Origin of the sequence: Subtercola endophyticus (assembly GCF_021044565.1) — a bacterium.
GTDB lineage: Bacteria > Actinomycetota > Actinomycetes > Actinomycetales > Microbacteriaceae > Subtercola > Subtercola endophyticus.
The window spans coordinates 844,865-863,507 of the sequence record NZ_CP087997.1 but is presented as its reverse complement, the minus strand read 5'-3'; the positions used below and the strand labels follow the sequence as shown (position 1 = coordinate 863,507).

At 67.3% G+C, this 18,643-nt stretch carries 16 protein-coding genes; 3 read left to right on the top strand and 13 right to left on the bottom strand.

Annotated elements, in window-relative coordinates:
• Window positions 1-10 precede the first annotated feature (10 nt).
• The 6 genes from LQ955_RS04235 to LQ955_RS04210 all read right to left on the bottom strand — a co-directional run bounded on the left by LQ955_RS04235 (window position 11) and on the right by LQ955_RS04210 (window position 6,259).
• Window positions 11-172, bottom strand: a complete 162-nt coding sequence (locus LQ955_RS04235) for a hypothetical protein (protein ID WP_231026970.1) — start codon at window positions 170-172, stop codon at window positions 11-13.
• A gap of 158 nt (window positions 173-330) precedes the next feature.
• Complete coding sequence (locus LQ955_RS04230) at window positions 331-1,473, bottom strand: cysteine desulfurase family protein (RefSeq protein ID WP_231026969.1); 1,143 nt, start codon at window positions 1,471-1,473, stop codon at window positions 331-333.
• The gene (nadC, locus tag LQ955_RS04225) at window positions 1,470-2,396 is read right to left on the bottom strand and encodes a carboxylating nicotinate-nucleotide diphosphorylase (RefSeq protein ID WP_390623468.1); all 927 of its coding nucleotides are present in this window, start codon (window positions 2,394-2,396) and stop codon (window positions 1,470-1,472) included. The genes LQ955_RS04230 and nadC overlap by 4 nt, the downstream gene beginning before the upstream one ends.
• A gap of 113 nt (window positions 2,397-2,509) precedes the next feature.
• Window positions 2,510-4,246 (bottom strand): L-aspartate oxidase, encoded by a 1,737-nt coding sequence (nadB, locus tag LQ955_RS04220; RefSeq protein WP_231026968.1) that lies wholly within the window; start codon window positions 4,244-4,246, stop codon window positions 2,510-2,512.
• The gene (gene nadA / locus LQ955_RS04215) at window positions 4,243-5,514 is read right to left on the bottom strand and encodes a quinolinate synthase NadA (RefSeq protein ID WP_231026967.1); all 1,272 of its coding nucleotides are present in this window, start codon (window positions 5,512-5,514) and stop codon (window positions 4,243-4,245) included. The genes nadB and nadA overlap by 4 nt, the downstream gene beginning before the upstream one ends.
• Before the next feature lie 55 nt (window positions 5,515-5,569).
• Window positions 5,570-6,259 carry an NUDIX hydrolase gene (locus tag LQ955_RS04210; protein ID WP_231026966.1) on the bottom strand — a complete coding sequence of 230 codons (690 nt, stop codon included), beginning with the start codon at window positions 6,257-6,259 and terminating at the stop codon, window positions 5,570-5,572.
• A gap of 397 nt (window positions 6,260-6,656) precedes the next feature.
• Between LQ955_RS04210 and LQ955_RS04205 the strand changes: the two genes are divergently transcribed.
• The gene (locus LQ955_RS04205) at window positions 6,657-6,989 is read left to right on the top strand and encodes a DUF7882 family protein (protein ID WP_231026965.1); all 333 of its coding nucleotides are present in this window, start codon (window positions 6,657-6,659) and stop codon (window positions 6,987-6,989) included.
• Here LQ955_RS04205 and LQ955_RS04200 read toward each other — a convergent pair whose 3' ends face one another.
• Entirely contained in the window at window positions 6,990-8,765 is a 1,776-nt protein-coding gene (locus LQ955_RS04200) for an FAD-dependent oxidoreductase (protein WP_231026964.1), read from the bottom strand.
• On the opposite strand from LQ955_RS04200, the gene LQ955_RS04195 reads away from it, so the two are divergent.
• A complete protein-coding gene (locus LQ955_RS04195; protein WP_231026963.1) occupies window positions 8,764-9,129 on the top strand; it encodes a UBP-type zinc finger domain-containing protein in 366 nt (121 codons plus the stop codon). The genes LQ955_RS04200 and LQ955_RS04195 overlap by 2 nt on opposite strands.
• A 62-nt stretch (window positions 9,130-9,191) precedes the next feature.
• Here the strand turns inward: LQ955_RS04195 and LQ955_RS04190 are convergent, their stop codons facing one another.
• Window positions 9,192-11,888 (bottom strand): phosphoenolpyruvate carboxylase, encoded by a 2,697-nt coding sequence (locus LQ955_RS04190; RefSeq protein WP_390623438.1) that lies wholly within the window; start codon window positions 11,886-11,888, stop codon window positions 9,192-9,194.
• A 105-nt stretch (window positions 11,889-11,993) separates the two neighbouring features.
• Between LQ955_RS04190 and LQ955_RS04185 the strand changes: the two genes are divergently transcribed.
• On the top strand, window positions 11,994-13,190 hold the full coding sequence (locus tag LQ955_RS04185) for a MarP family serine protease (protein WP_231026962.1): 1,197 nt from the start codon (window positions 11,994-11,996) through the stop codon (window positions 13,188-13,190).
• A 5-nt stretch (window positions 13,191-13,195) separates the two neighbouring features.
• On the opposite strand, the gene LQ955_RS04180 is transcribed toward LQ955_RS04185, so the two are convergent.
• From LQ955_RS04180 to LQ955_RS04160, 5 genes are all read right to left on the bottom strand, one after another.
• Window positions 13,196-14,281 carry an ABC transporter ATP-binding protein gene (locus tag LQ955_RS04180; protein ID WP_231028029.1) on the bottom strand — a complete coding sequence of 362 codons (1,086 nt, stop codon included), beginning with the start codon at window positions 14,279-14,281 and terminating at the stop codon, window positions 13,196-13,198.
• A gap of 38 nt (window positions 14,282-14,319) precedes the next feature.
• Window positions 14,320-15,189, bottom strand: a complete 870-nt coding sequence (locus tag LQ955_RS04175) for an ABC transporter permease (protein WP_231026961.1) — start codon at window positions 15,187-15,189, stop codon at window positions 14,320-14,322.
• Window positions 15,186-16,118 carry an ABC transporter permease gene (locus tag LQ955_RS04170; protein WP_390623467.1) on the bottom strand — a complete coding sequence of 311 codons (933 nt, stop codon included), beginning with the start codon at window positions 16,116-16,118 and terminating at the stop codon, window positions 15,186-15,188. Before LQ955_RS04170 ends, LQ955_RS04175 begins: the two co-directional genes overlap by 4 nt.
• Window positions 16,118-17,260: an ABC transporter substrate-binding protein gene (locus tag LQ955_RS04165; protein WP_231026960.1), complete on the bottom strand. Its 1,143-nt coding sequence runs from the start codon at window positions 17,258-17,260 to the stop codon at window positions 16,118-16,120. The genes LQ955_RS04170 and LQ955_RS04165 overlap by 1 nt, the downstream gene beginning before the upstream one ends.
• A gap of 134 nt (window positions 17,261-17,394) precedes the next feature.
• Window positions 17,395-18,540 carry a TIGR03364 family FAD-dependent oxidoreductase gene (locus LQ955_RS04160; protein ID WP_231026959.1) on the bottom strand — a complete coding sequence of 382 codons (1,146 nt, stop codon included), beginning with the start codon at window positions 18,538-18,540 and terminating at the stop codon, window positions 17,395-17,397.
• Window positions 18,541-18,643 lie beyond the last annotated feature (103 nt).

Below are 18,643 nucleotides of genomic sequence, written 5' to 3'. Positions count from 1 at the left end.
GGGTGCAGCGCTAGACGCGGCGACCCGTGATGAAGCGCAGCAAGAAAACGATGAGGGCGATGACAAGCAGCACAACTCCGACCCAGATCAAGAAGCTGAGTGACGAAGATATCCCGCCTGTGATGAGCAGAACGATCGCGATGATCGCGATGATCGCTACGAGAATATTCATGGTGTTGTATCCCTCCCGAGATGTAGTGCGGCGGTAACCGCGACCCCCACGTTAGTAGCTGGCACCAGAATGAGGGGGGCCTTGCGCCCAGGCGGTCGAAGGGGGTATTGAGACCTGAGCGCGCTTTCTCACCTGCGGCCTGGGCCGCCGGTGGCCGGTCAGCGCGCGATGCCCTGGACGGCCCGAACGGCCGAAACAACCGCCCCCGCGGCCTCGCGCACCTCATCGTCGGTGATACCCGGGCCCATGGTGAACCGCACGGCCGTCTGAGCCACTTCGGGTTCGTAACCGACCGCCACGAGCACGTGCGAGGGTTCGTCACTGCCGGCGGCGCAGGCCGATCCACTCGACGAGACGATGCCCTGACGTTCGAGCTCGAGCAGTACCGCCTCACCACTGGTGCCGACGAAACAGAACGAGGCCAGCCCCGGCAGGCGGTGGGTGGCGTGGCCGGTGAGCAGGGCATCCGGAACCCCCTGCAGCACCCCGGCAATGAACTCGTCGCGCAGGGTGCTGACCCGAGCAGCGTCTGCCTCTCGGGTCGTCTCGGCCAGCTGCAGCGCCACCGCCAGGCCCACGGCGCCGGCGACGTTCTCGGTGCCCGAGCGGGCGCCGCGTTCTTGTCCGCCGCCGTGCAGCACAGGTTCGAGGGCGACGCGGCCACGCACGTAGAGGGCTCCGATGCCCTTCGGTGCGCCGAGTTTGTGGCCCGAGAGGGTGAGCGCGTCCACGCCGAGCTCCGCCACGTTCAGGGTGAGCCAGCCGGCCGCCTGCACGGCGTCGGAGTGCAGCGGCACGCCCGCCGCCCGAGCCCGCTCGGCGAGTTCGGCGATGGGCTGCACCGTGCCGATCTCGTTGTTCGCGTACATGATCGTGGCGAGCGTCGTGTCGGGTGTGAGCAGCGCGGCGAATTCGTCGGGGTCGACGAGCCCGTCAGAGCCGACGCCCACCAACGACACGGTGAACCCGTGATGACGCCGCAGGTAGTCGCACGATTCCAGCACGGCCTCGTGCTCGATGGGGCTGGTGACGATGTGCCGGCCGCGCGGGGTCGCCAGCGCGATGCCCTTGATGGCCAGGTTGTCGGCCTCGGTGCCGCCCGAGGTGAAGATGACCTCGCTGGCCCGTGCGCCGATCGAGCGGGCGACGGATGCCCGGGCCTCCGCCAACGCGTCAGCGGCCCGTTCCCCCAGCGAATGTGTGCTCGACGGGTTACCGAAGTCGCCGGTGAGGTAGGGCCACATCGCCTCGAGCACTTCGCGACGCACCGCCGTGGTGGCGGCGCTGTCGAGGTAGATCACGGGGTGCCGGGGCCGGCCGTGGTGCCGTAGGTGGCGTCGTCCGCGTTGCCGGCCGGCGCCGCACCCTCCGCGGTGAGCGTCACGTCGAGACCGAGGTCGAGCGACCGCACGCTGTGGGTGAGCGCGCCCACCGAGATGACGTCGACCCCGGTCTCGGCGATGGATCGCACGGTGCCGAGATTCACCGATCCACTGGCCTCGACGATGGCGCGGCCGGCGACCTGGGCCACGCCGACGCGCATGTCGGGCAGGCTGAAGTTGTCGAGCATGATGGTGTCGACGCCCGCAGCGAGCACCGGTTCGACCTGGTCGAGACGATCGACCTCGGCCTCGAGATGGGTCGTGTGAGAGAGCTTCGCGCGAACCTCGAGCAGGGCATCCGTCAGCGAGCGACGGCCGTCGCGAGTCAGAACCGCGAGGTGGTTGTCTTTGGCCATCACGGCGTCTGAGAGCGAGAACCGGTGGTTGTGTCCGCCGCCGCAGCGCACGGCGTGGCGCTCGAGAACACGCAGGCCGGGGGTGGTCTTTCGGGTGTCGACGATGCGCGCCTGGGTGCCCTCGGTCTCGGCGACGTAGGCGGCGGTGAGGGTGGCGATGCCCGAGAGCCGCTGCACGAAGTTGAGCGCGACACGTTCGGACTGCAGCACCGAGCGCGCCGGTCCCGAAACGGTGGCCAGGGTGGCGCCGGCGTCGAAACGGGATCCGTCGGCGAGCAACAGCCGCACGTCGACAGTGGGGTCGAGCAGCGCGAAGGCCGCCGCGAACACGGCGCCGCCGCTGAACACACCGGGTTCGCGGGCGACCAGCCGGGCATCCGCCGTCGCGTCGAGCGGAATCAGCGTCTGCGACGTGAGGTCGCCCCACGGTGCGTCTTCGTTGAGCGCCATCGTGACGATCGGCGTGATCTGCAGGGGGGTCAGGATGCCCGGGTCGACGGTCGGGCGCGAGTTCACGAGTGGCGCGGCGGCCGGCGCGGGAGTGGCAGGCGGCGCGGGAGTGGCGGGCGCCGAGACGGCCGGCGCGGGAGTGGTGCTGGTCACAGGCTGACCGTAACCTTTCGTTCGGAGGTCTCGAGAGCCGAGACGATGTGGTGCCGGAGCTCTTCGCGCGGTTCGGGAAAGTCGGAGCGGAAGTGGGCCCCACGAGACTCCTCGCGAGCGAGCGCCGAGCGGGTGATGAGCGTACCGAGCAGCAGCAGGTTCGCGTTCTCGCGGTCGTGCAGCGTAGCGCCGCCCCGCGCAGTCTCGGCCGAAGTGCTCTGTGCCCCGTTCGATGCCCAGCTCTCGAGCGTCGAAAGCGCATGTTCGAGGGTCTCGGCGTCGCGGTACACCCCCACGTTGTCCCACATCAACTGCTGCAACTCGAGCCGGCTGAACCCCGTGCCCGCGCCCGCGCCCGCTTGCGCTTCCGCGTCGAGAGCGAGAGTTTCGGACGAGAGCGACCCGCGCAACAGCTCATCTCGTCCGGAAAAGTCGCCCTCGCCAGCGAAGGGGGCGCCGGCGGGCACGAGCTGCAGGGCCTCGACGCAGCGCCAGGCGAACACGACCGACTCGAGCAGGGAGTTCGAGGCGAGACGGTTGGCGCCGTGCACTCCGGTGCAGGCGACCTCGCCGACCGCGTACAGGCCCGGCAGCGAGGTGCGGCCCCAGTCGTCGGTCAAGACCCCGCCCATCCAGTAGTGCGCTGCGGGCGTCACGGGGATGGGCGCCGCGGCCCAGTCGAGCCCGTTGCGACGGCACGCCTCGGTGATGCTCGGGAACCGGCGGGCGAGAAACTCCCCGCCGAGCGCGGTGGCGTCGAGCAGCACGGGCGCTCCGCCCTGGCGGTGCATCTGCTCGGCGATCGCGCGGGCGACGACGTCGCGCGGCGCGAGCTCGGCATCCGGATGCACGGCCGGCATGAATCGGCGACCGTCGCTGCCGCGCAGCACAGCGCCCTCCCCGCGCACGGCCTCGGAGATCAAGAAGTTGCCCGGAACCGCGAGCGACGTCGGGTGGAACTGGTAGAACTCGACATCAGCGAGCTGAGCACCCGCGCGGTACGCCGCCGCCACACCGTCGCCGGTGGTCACCTCGGGGTTGGTCGTGTGCGCGAAGAGCTGGCCGGCTCCCCCGCTGGCGAGGATCACCGCGTCTGCGTGCAGCTCGCGCGCGACGCCGTCGGGGCCGATCACGGAGACGCCGACCACGCGGCGCGCGGCGCCTGCAGCGCCAGCTTCATCAGCGCTAGCTTCATCAGCGCTCGACTCGTCACTTTTATCGACCAGCAGATCGGCCACGAAGGTGTATTCGAGCAGCGTCGAGGTGGTGGCACGCACGGCGCGCACGAGCGCCGACTCGATGGCCGCACCGGTGGCGTCACCGCCGGCGTGCATGATGCGCGGGTGCGAGTGAGCCGCTTCTAGGCCGCGCGCGAGCCCCGCAATGACGTCGTCGCCCGAAGCGGCATCGACCGCGCGGTCGAACTCGACGCCCCAGCTGATGAGGTCGCGGATGCGCTGCGGACCCTCGGCACACAGTACTTCTACGGCCGAAAGCCGGTTCAGTCCAGCGCCCGCAACGAGAGTGTCGGCGACATGCGACTCGACGCTGTCATCGGGGAACAGCGCCGCCGCAATGCCGCCTTGCGCGTAGCGCGTGTTGCTCTCGCCGAGTTCGGCCTTGGTGATGAGCGTGACCTCGTGCGTGCGGGTCGCGCGAAGGGCTACGACGAGCCCGGCGATTCCGCTGCCCACGACGATTGCCGTAGGCCGGGCGAACGGTGTCGTGGTCATGGCCGAGCCGCCAGCATCCGCTCCAGGGCCACACGGGCCGGTACCGCTACATCGTCAGGCACCGTGATCTGGTTCAGCACCTCGCCGTTCACGAATGCCTCGAGCACCCAGGCCAGGTAGCCGGGGTGAATGCGGTACATCGTGGAGCACGGGCAGACCACCGGGTCGAGGCAGAAGATGGTGTGCTCGGGGTGCTCGGCCTGCAGCCGCTGCACCATGTTGATCTCGGTGCCGATCGCGAAGGTCGATCCGGCCGGCGCCGCCTCGATGGCCTTCTTGATGTAATCGGTCGAGCCCGCCTCGTCTGCGGCGTCGACGACGGGCATCGGGCATTCCGGGTGCACGATGACACGCACGCCGGGAAATTCGGCGCGAGCCTTCTCGATCTGAGCGACGTTGAAGCGCTTGTGCACCGAGCAGAAACCGTGCCAGAGAATCACTTGGGCATCTACCAGCCCGTCGACGTCGTTTCCGCCGAGCGGCTTGCGCGGGTTCCACATGGGCATGCGCTCGAGCGGCACGCCCATGGCCTTCGCCGTGTTGCGGCCGAGGTGCTGGTCGGGAAAGAACAGCACCCGCTGCCCGCGTTCGAACGCCCACTTCAGCACCGTGGCCGCGTTCGACGAGGTGCAGACGATGCCGCCGTGCTCGCCGCAGAAACCCTTCAGCGCAGCCGAGGAGTTCATGTACGTGACGGGGATGATCGGCACTCGACCACTGGCATCGGGCTCGGTGCCGTAGATCTCTTCGAGCTGCTCCCAGGCGAGCGTCACCGAGTCGATGTCGGCCATGTCGGCCATCGAGCATCCGGCAGCCAGGTTCGGCAGAATGACCGATTGCTGCGGGCCGGCGAGAATGTCGGCGGTCTCTGCCATGAAGTGCACGCCGCAGAACACGATCGCTTCGGCTTCGGGCTTCGCCTTGGCCGCGTTGGCCAGCTGGAACGAGTCGCCCACGAAGTCCGCGTACTTCACGACCTCGTCGCGCTGGTAGAAGTGGCCGAGTATGACCAGCCGGTCGCCGAGGGTGGCCTTCGCTGCCATGATGCGGGCGTCGAGTTCTTCGTTACTGGCGAGGCGGTATTCCAGCGGAATCTCACCCTGTCGCGGCGTGTCTGCGGGAGCGACGTCGTACATCGACGACCCGGGTCCGTACTCGGGAGCCGGGGTTTTGTCGAAGTTCCACGGCGCATCTTTCAGCGCGGGGCTGCAGCTGGTGACTTTTCCGCCGGGGCGGATCAGCTGAATGGTGGTATCGACAGATGGCATGTCGTGCTCCTCTTGCACAGGGGTGTTGCTCGGGTGGTAATACAAACGGGTGGTCTTACAGAACAGGGAGGGGGCCGTTATCGGCCAGATCGAACGACTCGTTGTAGCGGTAGAGCCGTGGAGGGCGGTGACGCCCGCCGGCGAGCCGTTCATCCGTTGCGACCACCGACTTCGTGGACTCGATCTGGCGGCGGAAGTTCGCGGGGTCGAGCGGTTTTCGAAGAACCGCTTCGTACACCTCGCGCAATTGGGTGAGGGTGAACCGCTCGCCCAGAAACGCGTGGGCGATGCGGCTGTACTCCATTTTGTTGCGCAGCCGCCAGAGCGCGTATTCCACGATGGTGTTGTGGTCGAACGCCAGCGAAGGGAGGTCGTCGGCGGCGAACCAGCGCACATTCTCGCTCTCAGCCGCCCGTTCGGCCTCATCGGGTCGCACCAGCGCCCAGTACACGATGGAGACCACGCGCTGGCTCGGCGACCGGTCGACGGTGCCGAAGGCGTAGAGCTGCTCGAGGTACCGCGAGGTGAGGCTCGTGGTCTCGAGCAGGTTTCGGGCGGCAGCGTCGGCCAGGCTCTCGTCGCCGCCGATGGGGCCACCCGGCAGCGCCCAGCGGCCCTCGAACGGCTCACGGATGCGCCGCACAAGCGGCAGCCAGAGAGTGGCGGGGGTGCCCTCGTCTGAATCCGTCGCACGCAACGCGAAAATCACCGTGGAGACGGCGAGCGTTGGTGCTTGACTGTTCACAGTGGATACCGGATTCGAGTAAAGGTGCAATTGACTTGAACTGATAATACAACTCTTTTTGCTTTAACGGCAATCGACGACTGTCTTCGCACGAGCGAAACTCCGGAACGCAAAAAAGACCCCCCAGAATAGGGGTCACATCTGCCTTCGTCAAGGGCAAGAGCCAAGTTTGAAATCGCCGTCGAATGCGGCCATAGTTTTGTCATGACGCGGTTGTCTCTCCCCCACGAAGACACCGCGATCGGAGTTCCCGAATAATCATTGTGCGAGTTCTGACGCCTTTGGTTTCTCGAATTCCCGTGGTCTGGCTTCCGACAATCGGGTAGTCCGAAGCCAGACCACACCTCTTCTCACCAGATGCGCGATCGGCACAGTATTCTTAGCCGCAAGGAGTGTCATGGGAAAGCTTGTCTACGGTGATTCGGGTACCGAGATCGAATTCGACGACCGGGTGTTGACGCACCTGCAGATCGTCATCGGCGCGAAGTTGCGGCGGCGCGAGAGTTTTTTCTTCTCGTGGAAAGACGATCCGGCTATCGGCGATGGCCGCAGCAGCATCTGGCTCGACTCCTCGGTTCCCCTGTATTTTCGCTACAGCGCCACCAAGGTGCCGTCGATCAACCGCGACTGGATCACCGTAATGACCGCCTCAGCCAATAGCGGGGCCGGCCTGACGTTCATCGAAGAGCCCGGCGACCGAACAACTCCCCTGCCGAAATCGTCTGCCTGATCAGACTCGAGCGCCGATAGCTTGGTGCACCGATCGCACCGCGCTGGCACCCTCGCCCACCGCTGCAGCGACCCGCTTCATCGACCCGAGCCGCACGTCTCCGGCCGCGAACACCGCGGGGATGCTCGTCTCGAACGGCAGCGGAGAACGCCCGAGGCTCGCCCAGCACTCCGGCAGGTCGCTCGGCTCGAGACTGACGTCGGTGAGCACGAATCCGTTGTCGTCGGTCACCACCCCCGACAGCCACGACGTTTCGGGAGTGGCGCCGATGAAGCAGAACAGCCCGGTGCACTCCGTCTGTTCGGTCTCGCCCGTCGCCCGGGTGAGCACGACGCCGGTCAGCGATGTATCACCGGTCAGCTCGGTCACCTCGGTCGACACCTTGATGGTGACGTTCGGATGCGCCTGCAGCCGATCGACGAGATACGACGACATTCCGCGCCCGATGTCGTGGTGCCGCACAGCGATCGTCACGGCGCTGCCGTGCCCGGCGAGAAACAGGGCCGCCTGACCCGACGAGTTCGCGCCGCCGATCACGGTGACAGCGCGTTTGCCGCAGGCGCGCGCCTCGATCTCGGTGGCGGCGTAGTAGATGCCGGCACCCTCGAACTGGCTCCAGTTCGGCAACTCGAGCGAGCGGTAGTGCGCCCCGGTCGCGATGATGATCGAGCGCGTCGAGATGGTCGTGCCGTCATCGAGATACACCCGCAAGAAGCCGACCCGATCATCCAGGTCGACCACTTTGCACGGCGTGAACAACCGGGCACCGAACTTCTCGGATTGCACGGCGGCCCTCGACGTCAGTTCGGCGCCGCTCAGCCCCGAGGGAAAACCGAGGTAGTTTTCGATACGTGAACTCGCCGCCGCCTGGCCGCCGGTGCCGATCTCGTCGAGCAAGACGGTCGACAGGCCTTCGGATGCGCCGTACATCGCCGCCGCCAATCCCGCCGGGCCCGCCCCGATGACGGTGAGGTCGACGACCTCGTCGCCCGTTCTGCGGTACGAGAGCCCCACGTGCTCGGCGAGCTCGCCCGGAGTTGCGTTACGCAGCACCGTGTCGGGCAGGATGACCGCGGGAAGGTCTGCCGCACTGAGTTCTGCCACGGTGAGCAGCGACTGGCCGGCCACGCTGTCGGAGTCGAACCAGAGGTGCGCGAGCTGCTGCCTGGCGGCGTACGTGCGGAGGGCGAGCGACGCCGCCGACAGCGCGGAGCCCACGATCTCGATGCTGCGGGCCCCCGCGCCGTGCTGCAGCTTCTTGCGCCGGGCGATGAACGCGCGCAGCAGCAGGTCGGAGAGGTCGGGCTCTTCGGCCATCAGCGCACGAAAGCGCAGCGGAGAGATGTGGGTGACGCTGCCCGCCGCGACCACTCGCGCGGTGAGGTAGAGGGTCTGACCGGTGAGCAGGTTCAGTTCGCCGATGAAGTGGCCAGCCTCGAACCGGTTGACGAGTTCTTCGCCTGCGTCGAGGGTGGCGACCTGGCTGATCTCTACGGCGCCTGCTTCGACCACAATCAGGTCGAGTTCGGTGTCGCCGGCCCGAAAGATGATGTCGTCGACGGCGGTGGAATGCGATTCGCCGTACGCGCGCAGTCGGCTCAGCTGGTCATCCGTCAGCGTCGGATACGCCTCGGCCTTCAGAAACGGCGCGTACAGCGGCGCCGAAGCCGCATCGGGCATCGAGAGGGGGGTTATCAGGCCTGCCGCGGCGGAACCGGCGGCCAGCGCCCTGCGCGAATCTTCGGGTACCTGCGAGACGTCCGAAATGTCGGTCATGGATTACGATCCTACTGTGAGCGCAGTCAACGGAATCGATGTCGAAGTGACCCCGAGCGGGCCAGGGTGTGCCGATTGTGACCCCAACACCGGCTGGTGGCTGCACCTGCGCCGCTGCGCCGAGTGCGGGCACGTGGGCTGCTGCGACGACTCGCCGAACCAGCACGCCACGAAGCACTTTCACGCGGTGGGGCACCCGATCATGCAGAGCTTCGAGCCCGGCGAATCGTGGATGTGGAACTACCGCACCAACGCCTTCGCCGACGGCCCCGCCCTAGCTCCCCCCGTGCACCACCCGCTCGACCAGCCGACGCCGGGGCCCGAGGGTCACGTGCCGCCGAACTGGGAACAGCTGCTCAACTAACCGCTCGGCACCAAACGGAAGATGCGCAGCACCCGGCCCGGAACGGGGCCCGCCGGCACCCGCTAGCCGGTGTTCTGCAGGCCGGCGGCGACGCCGTTGACCGCCAGCAGCAACAGCTGATGCGGCTCGTCGAGCGGGTCTGCGCTGCCGGATGCCCGGATCGACTTGAGCGCACGAAGCTGCAGCAGCGACAGGGCGTCGACATACGGGCTGCGCAGGCGAACCGCCCGGCGCAGCACGGGGCGGGCCTCGAGCGACTCGGAATGCCCGGTCGTGCGCTGCACCCACTCACGCGTCAGCGCCATCTCTTCGAGCACCAGCCCGGCGAGATCGTCGCGGTCGCCCAGGGCGAGGTAGCGCTCGGCCAGCCGGTCGTCGGTCTTGGCCAGCGACATCTCGACGTTGTTGATCATCGCCGTGAAGAGCGGCCAGCGTGCGTAGGCGTCACGCAGAACATCCACATCGCCCACGGCTGCCAGTGCGCTGCCCAGGCCGAACCAGCCGGTGAGGTTGATACGGGCCTGGGTCCAGGCGAAAACCCACGGAATCGCGCGCAGATCTTCGAGCGACTCGATCGAGAGCCCGCGGCGCGCGGGGCGAGAACCCAGCGCGAGCAGACCGACCTCTTCGAGCGGCGTGACCTGCGCGAACCAGGGCGCGAAACCGTCGGCCTTGATGAGTTCGTAGAAGCGCTCGCGTGAGCGAACATCCATCGTCGCCGCGACCTCCGCAAAGGCCTCTGTCGCGGCGCGATTCTCTTCTTCGTTCGACGGGCTCGAGGCGAGCAGGGTGGCCGCCGCCATCTGCTCGATGTGCCGGGCAGCGATGGTCTTGTCGCCGTACTGCGCGAAGATCACCTCACCCTGCTCGGTGAGCTTGAACCGGCCCTCGACCGATCCGGGCGGCTGGGCCATCACGGCCTCGTTCGCGGGGCCGCCGCCGCGGCCGAGGGCACCGCCGCGGCCGTGGAAGAGCGTCAGCTCGATGTCGTTGTCTTTCGCCCACTGCGCGATCTTCGCCTGCGCCGAGTACAGCGCGAGCGTCGCGGATACCGGGCCGACGTCTTTCGACGAGTCGGAGTAGCCCAGCATGACCTCGAGCTTGCGGCCCGTAGCTGCCAATCGTGCCTTGACCGGCTCGAACTCGATGTATTCGGCGAGGATCTCGGTGCTGGCGCGCAGATCGTCGAAGGTTTCGAACAACGGAATCGCGTCGAGCGTCGGCGCAGCCTCGGCCGAACCCAGCGCCGCCTCCGCGAGGGCGTAGACGTTCGCCAGGTCTTCTGACGACTGCGTGAACGACACGATGTACCGATGCGCGGCCTTCACTCCGTAGCGGCCCTGCAGATACGAGATGGTGCGATAGACGTCGAGTACCTCGTTCGTCATGTCGCTGAGCGGGCCGCCCGCGCGGATCTCTTCGAGCGCCTGCCGGTGCACCTTCGAGTGCTGGCGCACCTCGAGCTCGGCGAGATGGAAGCCGAAGGTCTCGACCTGCCAGATGAGGTTCTGCAGTTCGCCGTTCGCGCTGCGTTCGGCTCCCGCAGAGCGCAGCGAGGCCTGAATGGTGCGCAGATCACTGAGCAGTTCATCGGGCCGGGCGTACGCGAGGTCGGCGTCTCGCGTGCGCGTCGCCGCGATTCGCTCGGCGATCACCAGCAGCACCCGGCGGTGCGGTTCGTTCGGCGCGCGCGTTCCGATCTGGGCCGTGACGTCACCGGCGAAGCTGCGCTGGCGCTCCCAGAGCGCCTTGAGCGCGGCGTCGGGCGGGGTGTCGGCGGAGTCGAGCGTGAGCGTGCGGCCGATGCGGGTCGCGGCGTGCTCGAGACCGAGCAGAATGTGCTCGGAGGCGATCGCTGCAGCCGACTTCGTGACGGCGGCGGTCACGTAGGGGTTTCCGTCGCGGTCGGCGCCGATCCAGCTTCCGAGGCGCATGAACGCAGGGGCCGTGACGGGCTTCGCGCCGGCATCGGCGGCCAGCAGCCAGTCGTCGAGCAGCCGGTAGACCCGCGGCACGATCTGAAAGAGCGTCTGGTCGAAGATGTTCATCGCCGTGCGCACCTCGTCGAGCGGGGTGGGCCGCGTGGTGCGCAGCGGCGACGTGCGCCAGAGCACGTCGATCTCTTCGAGCAGACGGCGGTCGTTCTCGGCGGCGTTCAGAGTGCCGGGCTGTGTCACGTCGCGCTCGGCGAGCAGCTCGCTGATGCGCCGGATGCCCGAGGCGACCGCGCGCCGGCGCGCCTCGGTGGGGTGAGCGGTGAGTACGGGGTGAAAACGCAGGTTCGCGAGCCGTGAGGCTGTTTCGTCGGCGCCGACCTCGGCCTGCAACTGAGTGATCGCCGCCGCGAGCGAGTCAGAGGCCTGGGCGTCACCCCGGGCATCCCGAGCCAGCAGCACCCGCACGCGGTGGTGCTCTTCGGCGAGGTTGCTGAGGTGGAAGTAGCAGGTGAACGCCCGCGCCACCTGCTCGGCGCGTTCGGGCGTGAAAGACTCGACGAGCTGCTCGGCATCTTCGATCGAAGCGTCGTTCTCGTGCGCGCTGTGCTCGTGCTCGTAGGCGTCGATGGTCAGGGCGCGCAGTTTCTCGACGTCTGCGAGCAACTCGGGGCCGCCGGATTCACTGAGTACCCGGCCGAGCAGGCTGCCGAGCAGCCGCACATCAGACCGCAGGTCTTCGTCGACCTCGTCGCTGATGGCGCTGCGGCTGAGGTCTAAACCCGCCGTGGTTGTTGCGGTTGGGGGCTGGTCGTCGATAGTCACAAGCAATACGGTAGCGGTTCAACATTGACGGCATGTTTCGGCGCCGCCCGAGAAATGCCAGACGCCAACAGCCTTCACCCAGCTTGACAAGAGAGATTGAAGGCTATGCAATTGGCCGTCGACATCGTCTTGATCGTCGCCGCCGTGCTCGCGGTCGCCGGCGGGTGGGCGCGCGGGGCTTTGGTGACGGCGGCATCGCTCGCGGGCATCGCCGTCGGGGCCTGGGTGGCCACCCTCGTCGCACCGATCGTGGTCGACTGGCTGGTGCAATACGGCTGGACCAGCACGCTGCAGCGGTCGATCGCCGCGGGCGCCGTGTTTGTGCTCTCGATCGTCATCGGGTCTTCGGTGCTCGGGGCGGCGGCCACGCTCATGCGTCGCGCTGTCGGGCGCGTTCGGGTCGTGCGCAAGCTCGACTCGGCGGGCGGCGCGGTGCTGGGAATTCTGGCCTGGGCCGTCGTGGTGTGGCTGGCCGGCGGCTTTCTGCTGTCGACGGGGCAGTTGCAGGCGACGCAGCTGGTCAACTCGTCGCAGGTCGTGCGCACGCTCAACTCGATGGCGCCGATTCCCGCGACGGCTGCCCTCGGCACGCTCGACACCGCGCTCGGCAACGCGGGGTTTCCCACGGTATTCGCCGACGGAGCCGAGTTCATCGCCGGTGCGCAGGCGCCGGATTCCACCGTTCCGAGTGCCGTCACGGCCTCGTCAGACGGTGTGGTGAAAGTGCTCACCTCCGCGCCGAACTGCGGCAACGACTCCGAAGGAAGCGGGTGGGTGGTCGCCGACGACCGCATCGTCACGAATGCCCACGTCGTAGCCGGCGGCACCGAAATCTTCGTGCAAGCGGGCGGTTCGGGCTCACTACTGCCCGCGACACTCGTCGTCTACGACCCGCAGCGCGACCTCGCCGTGCTCGACGTCGCAGGCCTCGGCATCTCGCCCCTGACCCTCGGCTCGAACCTCGGCCCCTCCGACTCGGCAGTGGTGGCCGGCTACCCCGAGAACGGCCCGTTCACCAGCGCCACCGCCCGGGTTCGCCAGGTGGTCGAGGCGGTCGGACTCGACATCTACGGCTCGGCAACGGTCACGCGTGAGATCTACTCGTTGCGCACCACCGTGTTGCCCGGCAACTCCGGCGGCCCGCTGTTCGACACCTCGGGCAAGGTGGTCGGCGTGGTGTTCGCCCGCTCCACCACCGACGATCAGACGGGCTACGCCCTCACGCTGAGCGAGGCGCAGCCGGTCATCGACGAGGCAGGTGCCTCAACCCCCGTCTCCTCCGGCGCCTGCCAGAGCGAATAACGGCGTCAGGCGGCGTCGACCGCCACCGGGCCGCCGCGGAGGGCGACCGCGACGCGCTCGCCGGAGAGGGGGTGCAGCTGCACGTCGTGCTGCACGAAGAGCAGGTCGCCGGTGTCGAGCCGAACCTGGGTGCGCCGCAACGAGCCGAGAAAGCTCGACGCGACGACCGTCGCCGCGATCGCGCCGGTTGAGCCGTCGGGAACGAACGACACATCTTCGGGGCGGATGTAGGCGGTGACCATCCCGTCGGCGGGCCCCGTGCCGAGCAGCGGCAGGTCGGTACCCAGCACGGTGACGGTGCTGCCGGCGAGCCGGGCATCCAGTGCGTTGCTCAGCCCGATGAAGGTGGCGACGAACGAGGTAGCGGGCCGCGTGTAGAGGTCTTCGGGCGTGCCGATCTGCTCGATGTTGCCCGCGCGCATCACCGCGACCCGGTCGGCCACAGCGAGCGCCTCTTCTTGATCGTGCGTGACGAAGAGCGTCGTGATGCCGAGTTCGGTCTGAATGCGGCGAATCTCATCGCGCAGCTGAACCCGCACCTTCGCGTCGAGTGCCGACAGGGGTTCGTCGAGCAGCAGCACCCGCGGCCGGGTGACGAGCGCGCGAGCCAGCGCCACACGCTGCTGCTGGCCGCCCGAGAGCTGGTGGGCATAACGCCCCCCGAAGTCGCCGAGGCCCACCATGTCGAGAGCTTCGGATGCCCGGCGGCGCCTGGCCGCGGCATCCACTTTGCGCATCCGCAGCCCGAACTCGACGTTCTGCGTCACCGTGAGGTGCGGAAACAGGGAGTACGCCTGAAAGACCATGCCGATATCGCGCTTGTTCACCGGGGTGTTCGCCACGTCGACGCCGTCGATCACGATGCGGCCCTCGGTGATGCTCTCGAGCCCTGAGAGAGCGCGCAGCACCGTCGTCTTACCGCAGCCCGACGGCCCCAGCAGAGCGACGAACTCCCCCGGCGCCATCGACAGGTTCACGCCGTTCAGCGCTCGCTGACTCGCGTAGTACTTCACAACATTCGACAGGTCGACCCGAGCGCCTTCGCGAGCAGCAAAGGTGGTACCGGTCGACAGCGAGTCGGTGGAGTTCATTCGGGTCTTCGATTCTGAGGTCATAACGGTTTCTCTCTTCATGCGCGCGAGCGGCTGCGGCCGAGCGCGCCCAGCCGCCCGATCACCAGCAGCAGAATGAACGCGAAGATCAGCGCGAAGACCGCGAAGATCACCGCGACGTAGGGGTCGGTGTGCTGCACGAGCACCAGTGCCGTCTGAAAGGTGTTCTGGCTGAGAAACGACGCGATCGTATACTCGCCGAGCACAACGGCGATCGTGATGAAGCAGGCCGACAGGATGCCCGGCCGCAGGTTCGGCAGAATGACCCGCCACAGCACCTGCAGCCAGCCCGCACCGAGTGCCCGGGCCGCCTCGCTCAGCGTCACCACCTCGACCGCCGCCAGGTTCGACGCGATCGGACGGTACGCGTACGGCAGCACGATGATTCCTACCGCGAAGCCGAGCGTCCACGGCTGGCTGCCGAAGATGCCGGCGACCACCGAGTACACCGGAATGAAGCCCACGACGAGCACGATCGACGGGATGGTGATGGGAATGATGCAGACGAACTCGAGAATTCCGCGCAGCTTCGGGTACTTCACCTCGACCAGAATCATGGTCGGCAACAACAGCACCAGCACGATCAGCACCGTCACCAGACAGATCGCGATGGAGTTGGCGATGCCCTGGAACAGCACATCGTACGTTCCGGCACTGCCGGCGGTGAAGATCGCCGCGTAGTGGTCGAAGCCGTGCGCGCCGGTCTGACCCTGGCGAAGCGAGAACTCGAGCATCGACAGAATCGGGATCAGAAAGACGACCCCGGTGATGACGAGGATGATCGAGCGTGTCGTTCTCGAGGGCGCCGCGGCATAACGCGGCGCGCGCTGCTTCGGCGGCGTTGGCCGCGTCGCTGCCAGCCGTGGCGTCGCCCGTGTGGCGCTCATCGGCGCCACCGCGACGCGCGCCGCTGCAGCGCCGAATAGGCCGTCATGAGCACGATCATCACCACGACCATCCCGAGCGCGAGCACGCCCGCGACGTTGGCGACGCCGACGATGGTCTCGCTGGTCAGCTGCTGACGGATGGCCAGCGGAACGATGCCGCCCTGCGAGATGAGCGCCGCCGCCGTGGCATACGACGAGAACGCATTGGCGAACAGCAGAATGAGGCTTCCGAAGAAGGCCGGAGCCAGAATCGGCATGCCGATGCGCGTCCAGTAGGTGAAGCGTGTTCCGCCCAGGGTGGCGTTCGCCTCGGCCCAGGTGCTCTTGAGCCCCTCCATGGCCGGCATGAAGGTCAGCACCATGAGGGGAATCTGAAAGTAGAGATACGGAATCACCAAACCGGGAATCTGGTAGAGCAGAGGCCCACTGCCGTTGAAGTTGTTGAAGACATTCGCCGTGAATCCGATCGAGACGAGCCACTTGGTCAGCACGCCTTGTGCGCCGATCGTGGCGATGAACGCGAAGGCGAGCATCACGCCGCCGAACTGCGCCAGCACGCTGCTGGCCGAATCGACGGCGGAGCGCAGCATCCGGTCGGGCCGAGTGCCGAGCAGGGCGAAGCAGATGATCGCGCCGAACACCGCTCCGAGTGCGGCAGTGAGTGCCGAGATCCAGATCGAGGCGAAGAAGTTCTGCAGAATGGTCGGGTTGGTGTAGGCGGCGAAGTTGGCCAGGGTGAAGGCACCCGAGCCGTCGAAGAACCCGCTGGCGATGGCCAGCACCGCCGGAACCGCGAGAAAAAGAACGACGTACACCCCGAAGGGAACAAGACCCAGCCACGTGACGGCGCGGCGCCGAGGGGTCGAGACCTCGGCACCGCGCGTCTGGTCGGCCGGCGTCACGGGTGCGACGACAGTCGATGTCACAATCAGCCGATCGCCGTAGCCCAGCCCGACTTGAGCAGAGCGGCGGCCGCGGTCGCCTGGTCTGCGGTCAGCTGCACGAAGCTCGCCGGCGGCTCGCCCACGGTGGCGAGAACGGTCTTGTCGACGGTACCGGCGGACTGCATGGCCGCCAGCGTCGCCGGGTAAGCACCAGACGCGAGGTAGAGGTTCTGCACCTCGGGGCTGTAGATGTACTCTTCCCAGAGCCGAGCCGCCGCGGGGTGGGGAGCGTCGACGTTGATGGCCTGGTTGTAGTAGCTGCCGAGCGCGGTGCCGGGCAGAACAACCGTCTTGTAGTCGGGGTTGCCGCTGGTTCCGCCCGCCGCACCCCAAGCGAGGTTGTTGTAGCTCCACTGGATGACCACGGGAGTCTCACCCGAAGCGACGGTCGCCTGCGTGGGAGTCACCGCGAGAAAGTTGCCCGCCTGCTTCAGCGAGTGAAAGAAGTCGATTCCCGGCTGGATGTTGTCGGCGCTGCCGCCGCTCTGCAGCGCGGCGAGGTACACGGCGCTGGCGGCCTCGTTGGCCTGCGTCGGGTCGCCCTTGATGGCGACCTTTCCGTTGTAGGCCGAGCCGAGCAGATCTTTCATGGAGGTGGGCGGGTTGGTGATGACCTTCGAGTCGTAGCCGATCGACATGAGACCGGTGTAGTCGTAGTACCACTTGCCCGAAGCGTCTTTGTAGTCCGCCGGCAGGTCGGCCCAGTTGGCCACCTTGTACGGCGCGACCAGGTCGAGGTTCTGCTGCAAGACGGCCGTTCCGATGTCGAAGACGTCGGGTGCGGTCGACTGCCCCTTCTGCGCCTTTGCGGCCGAAACCTCGTCGGCACTCGAACCGTCGGGGTTGGCCGAGTTGATCTTGATGCTCGGGTACTTCTTCTCGAAGCCGTCGATGATGGCGCCGTAGTTGGCCCACGACGGCGGAAGGGTGATGACGTTGAGCTGGCCCTCGGCGTTGGCTGCCGACACGAGCGCATCCATGCCGCCGAGGTCTGCCGCGCTGGTCGCGGTCTTCGCGCTGGTTTCTGCGGTGCTCGAGGGCGTGCTCGACCCGCCCGCGCAGGCGGTGAGCGAGATCGCCACGGCTGCCGCGAAAGCGGCGCCGATCATGAGACGTTTACTGTTCACTGAACTGTGTCCTCCTGGATGATCGCCCGGCCGTGCGCTCTAGGGCAGGCGACGTGGTGACACCGAACCGATCACCTGATGCTCACCCGCGCCGGTGAAGGGGAGGCACTCACCGTGTGAACACCCGGCGACGCTCAGCCGAACGAGTCGAGCGTGCGCTTGGCCACACCGAAACCGATGGTCATACCGACCCCCGACGTGATCGAGACCGCGGTCAGCCGCGAGTCGACGTGTTCGATGAGATAACTCTGGGTGGGGCTCGACGCATAGATTCCCTGCCAGCGCTGCAGGACTCGCGCCGTCGGCGCGCCGAGAACTCGGCGGACATTCGCCAACAGCAGGTCGCTGGTCGCCTCGATGAGAAACGGGTCGACCGACTCGCCGTAGTCGTGGCTGTCGCCGGCGATGATGCTGCCGTCGGGCCGCTGGGTGAATATCACGTTCGCGTCGATGTCGATCAGCTCGGGAGCCTCGGCCGTCAGCGTCGCGCGCAATGCGGTCGCCGCCTGCGTCTCGGAAAAAGCGGGGTACCGCAGCATCGATGTGCCGGTGAGCACGGCCGGAGTGATGCGCCGAGCATCCGGAGCCTCGATCAACGCCATCTGCAGAGAGCACCGGCGCACGTTGAACCGATCGGCCACGTCGGGCAGCAGGTAGTCGAGATCGTGGCCGACGCACACGATGACCTTCTGCGCCCGAATGCTGCCGCGCGACGTGTGGGCGAGCGTGCCGTCGAATCCGAGAAAGGATGTTCGCCAGTGCACGCGCGCGCCCGGCTGTTCGTCGAGCCAGCCAGCCAGCGAGCGAGCCGCCTGTCGCGGGTCGACGCGCAGGTCGTCTCGTAGCACCGCGCCGCCGAGCACCGCAGGATGCGCGTGGTCGTCGTCGCTGCGGCCGAGCTGGTCGAGCACTTCGGGTGCTGAGATCAGGCGCACCTGCCCACGCTCTCGCGACGCGCTGAGTTCGTCGAGCACGGCGAGCTCCTCGGCGCTGCGGGCCACGGCCAGTCCGCCCGACTGCACGTGAAAGAAGCCGGCGAGCGCACCGTAGTGCAGCCATCGCTCGCGGGCCGACTGCGCCAGCTCGAGCAGGTCGCCCGACTGGGCGGTGACACAGCAGTGCCCGAAGTTGCGCACCGAGGCGCCGACGGCGCGGGAGTCTCTGTCGATCACGACGACCGAGAGCCCTCGCCTGAGCGCCTCGGTGGCGTGGGCGAGCCCCACGATGCCGGCGCCGACGATCACGACATCGCACTCTGCGAGAAGGTTTGCTGAATTCACGATCTTGACCCTGCGGGCAGCCGAAACGGCTGTCAAGGCACGCCACGGTGAATGCGACGAGTGGCCGCTCTGCATTCATCTCGAGTTCACGCTGCACTGATCG

Excerpts from the sequence above, each read along its gene's own strand:
- LQ955_RS04205 (WP_231026965.1), top strand. The coding sequence starts at position 6,657 with ATGGGAAAGCTTGTCTACGGTGATTCGGGTACCGAGATCGAATTCGAC.
- LQ955_RS04200 (WP_231026964.1), bottom strand. The coding sequence starts at position 8,765 with ATGACCGACATTTCGGACGTCTCGCAGGTACCCGAAGATTCGCGCAGG.
- LQ955_RS04180 (WP_231028029.1), bottom strand. The coding sequence starts at position 14,281 with ATGAACTCCACCGACTCGCTGTCGACCGGTACCACCTTTGCTGCTCGC.
- LQ955_RS04235 (WP_231026970.1), bottom strand. The coding sequence starts at position 172 with ATGAATATTCTCGTAGCGATCATCGCGATCATCGCGATCGTTCTGCTC.
- LQ955_RS04195 (WP_231026963.1), top strand. The coding sequence starts at position 8,764 with ATGGATTACGATCCTACTGTGAGCGCAGTCAACGGAATCGATGTCGAA.
- LQ955_RS04185 (WP_231026962.1), top strand. The coding sequence starts at position 11,994 with ATGCAATTGGCCGTCGACATCGTCTTGATCGTCGCCGCCGTGCTCGCG.
- nadA (WP_231026967.1), bottom strand. The coding sequence starts at position 5,514 with ATGCCATCTGTCGATACCACCATTCAGCTGATCCGCCCCGGCGGAAAA.
- LQ955_RS04175 (WP_231026961.1), bottom strand. The coding sequence starts at position 15,189 with ATGAGCGCCACACGGGCGACGCCACGGCTGGCAGCGACGCGGCCAACG.
- nadB (WP_231026968.1), bottom strand. The coding sequence starts at position 4,246 with ATGACCACGACACCGTTCGCCCGGCCTACGGCAATCGTCGTGGGCAGC.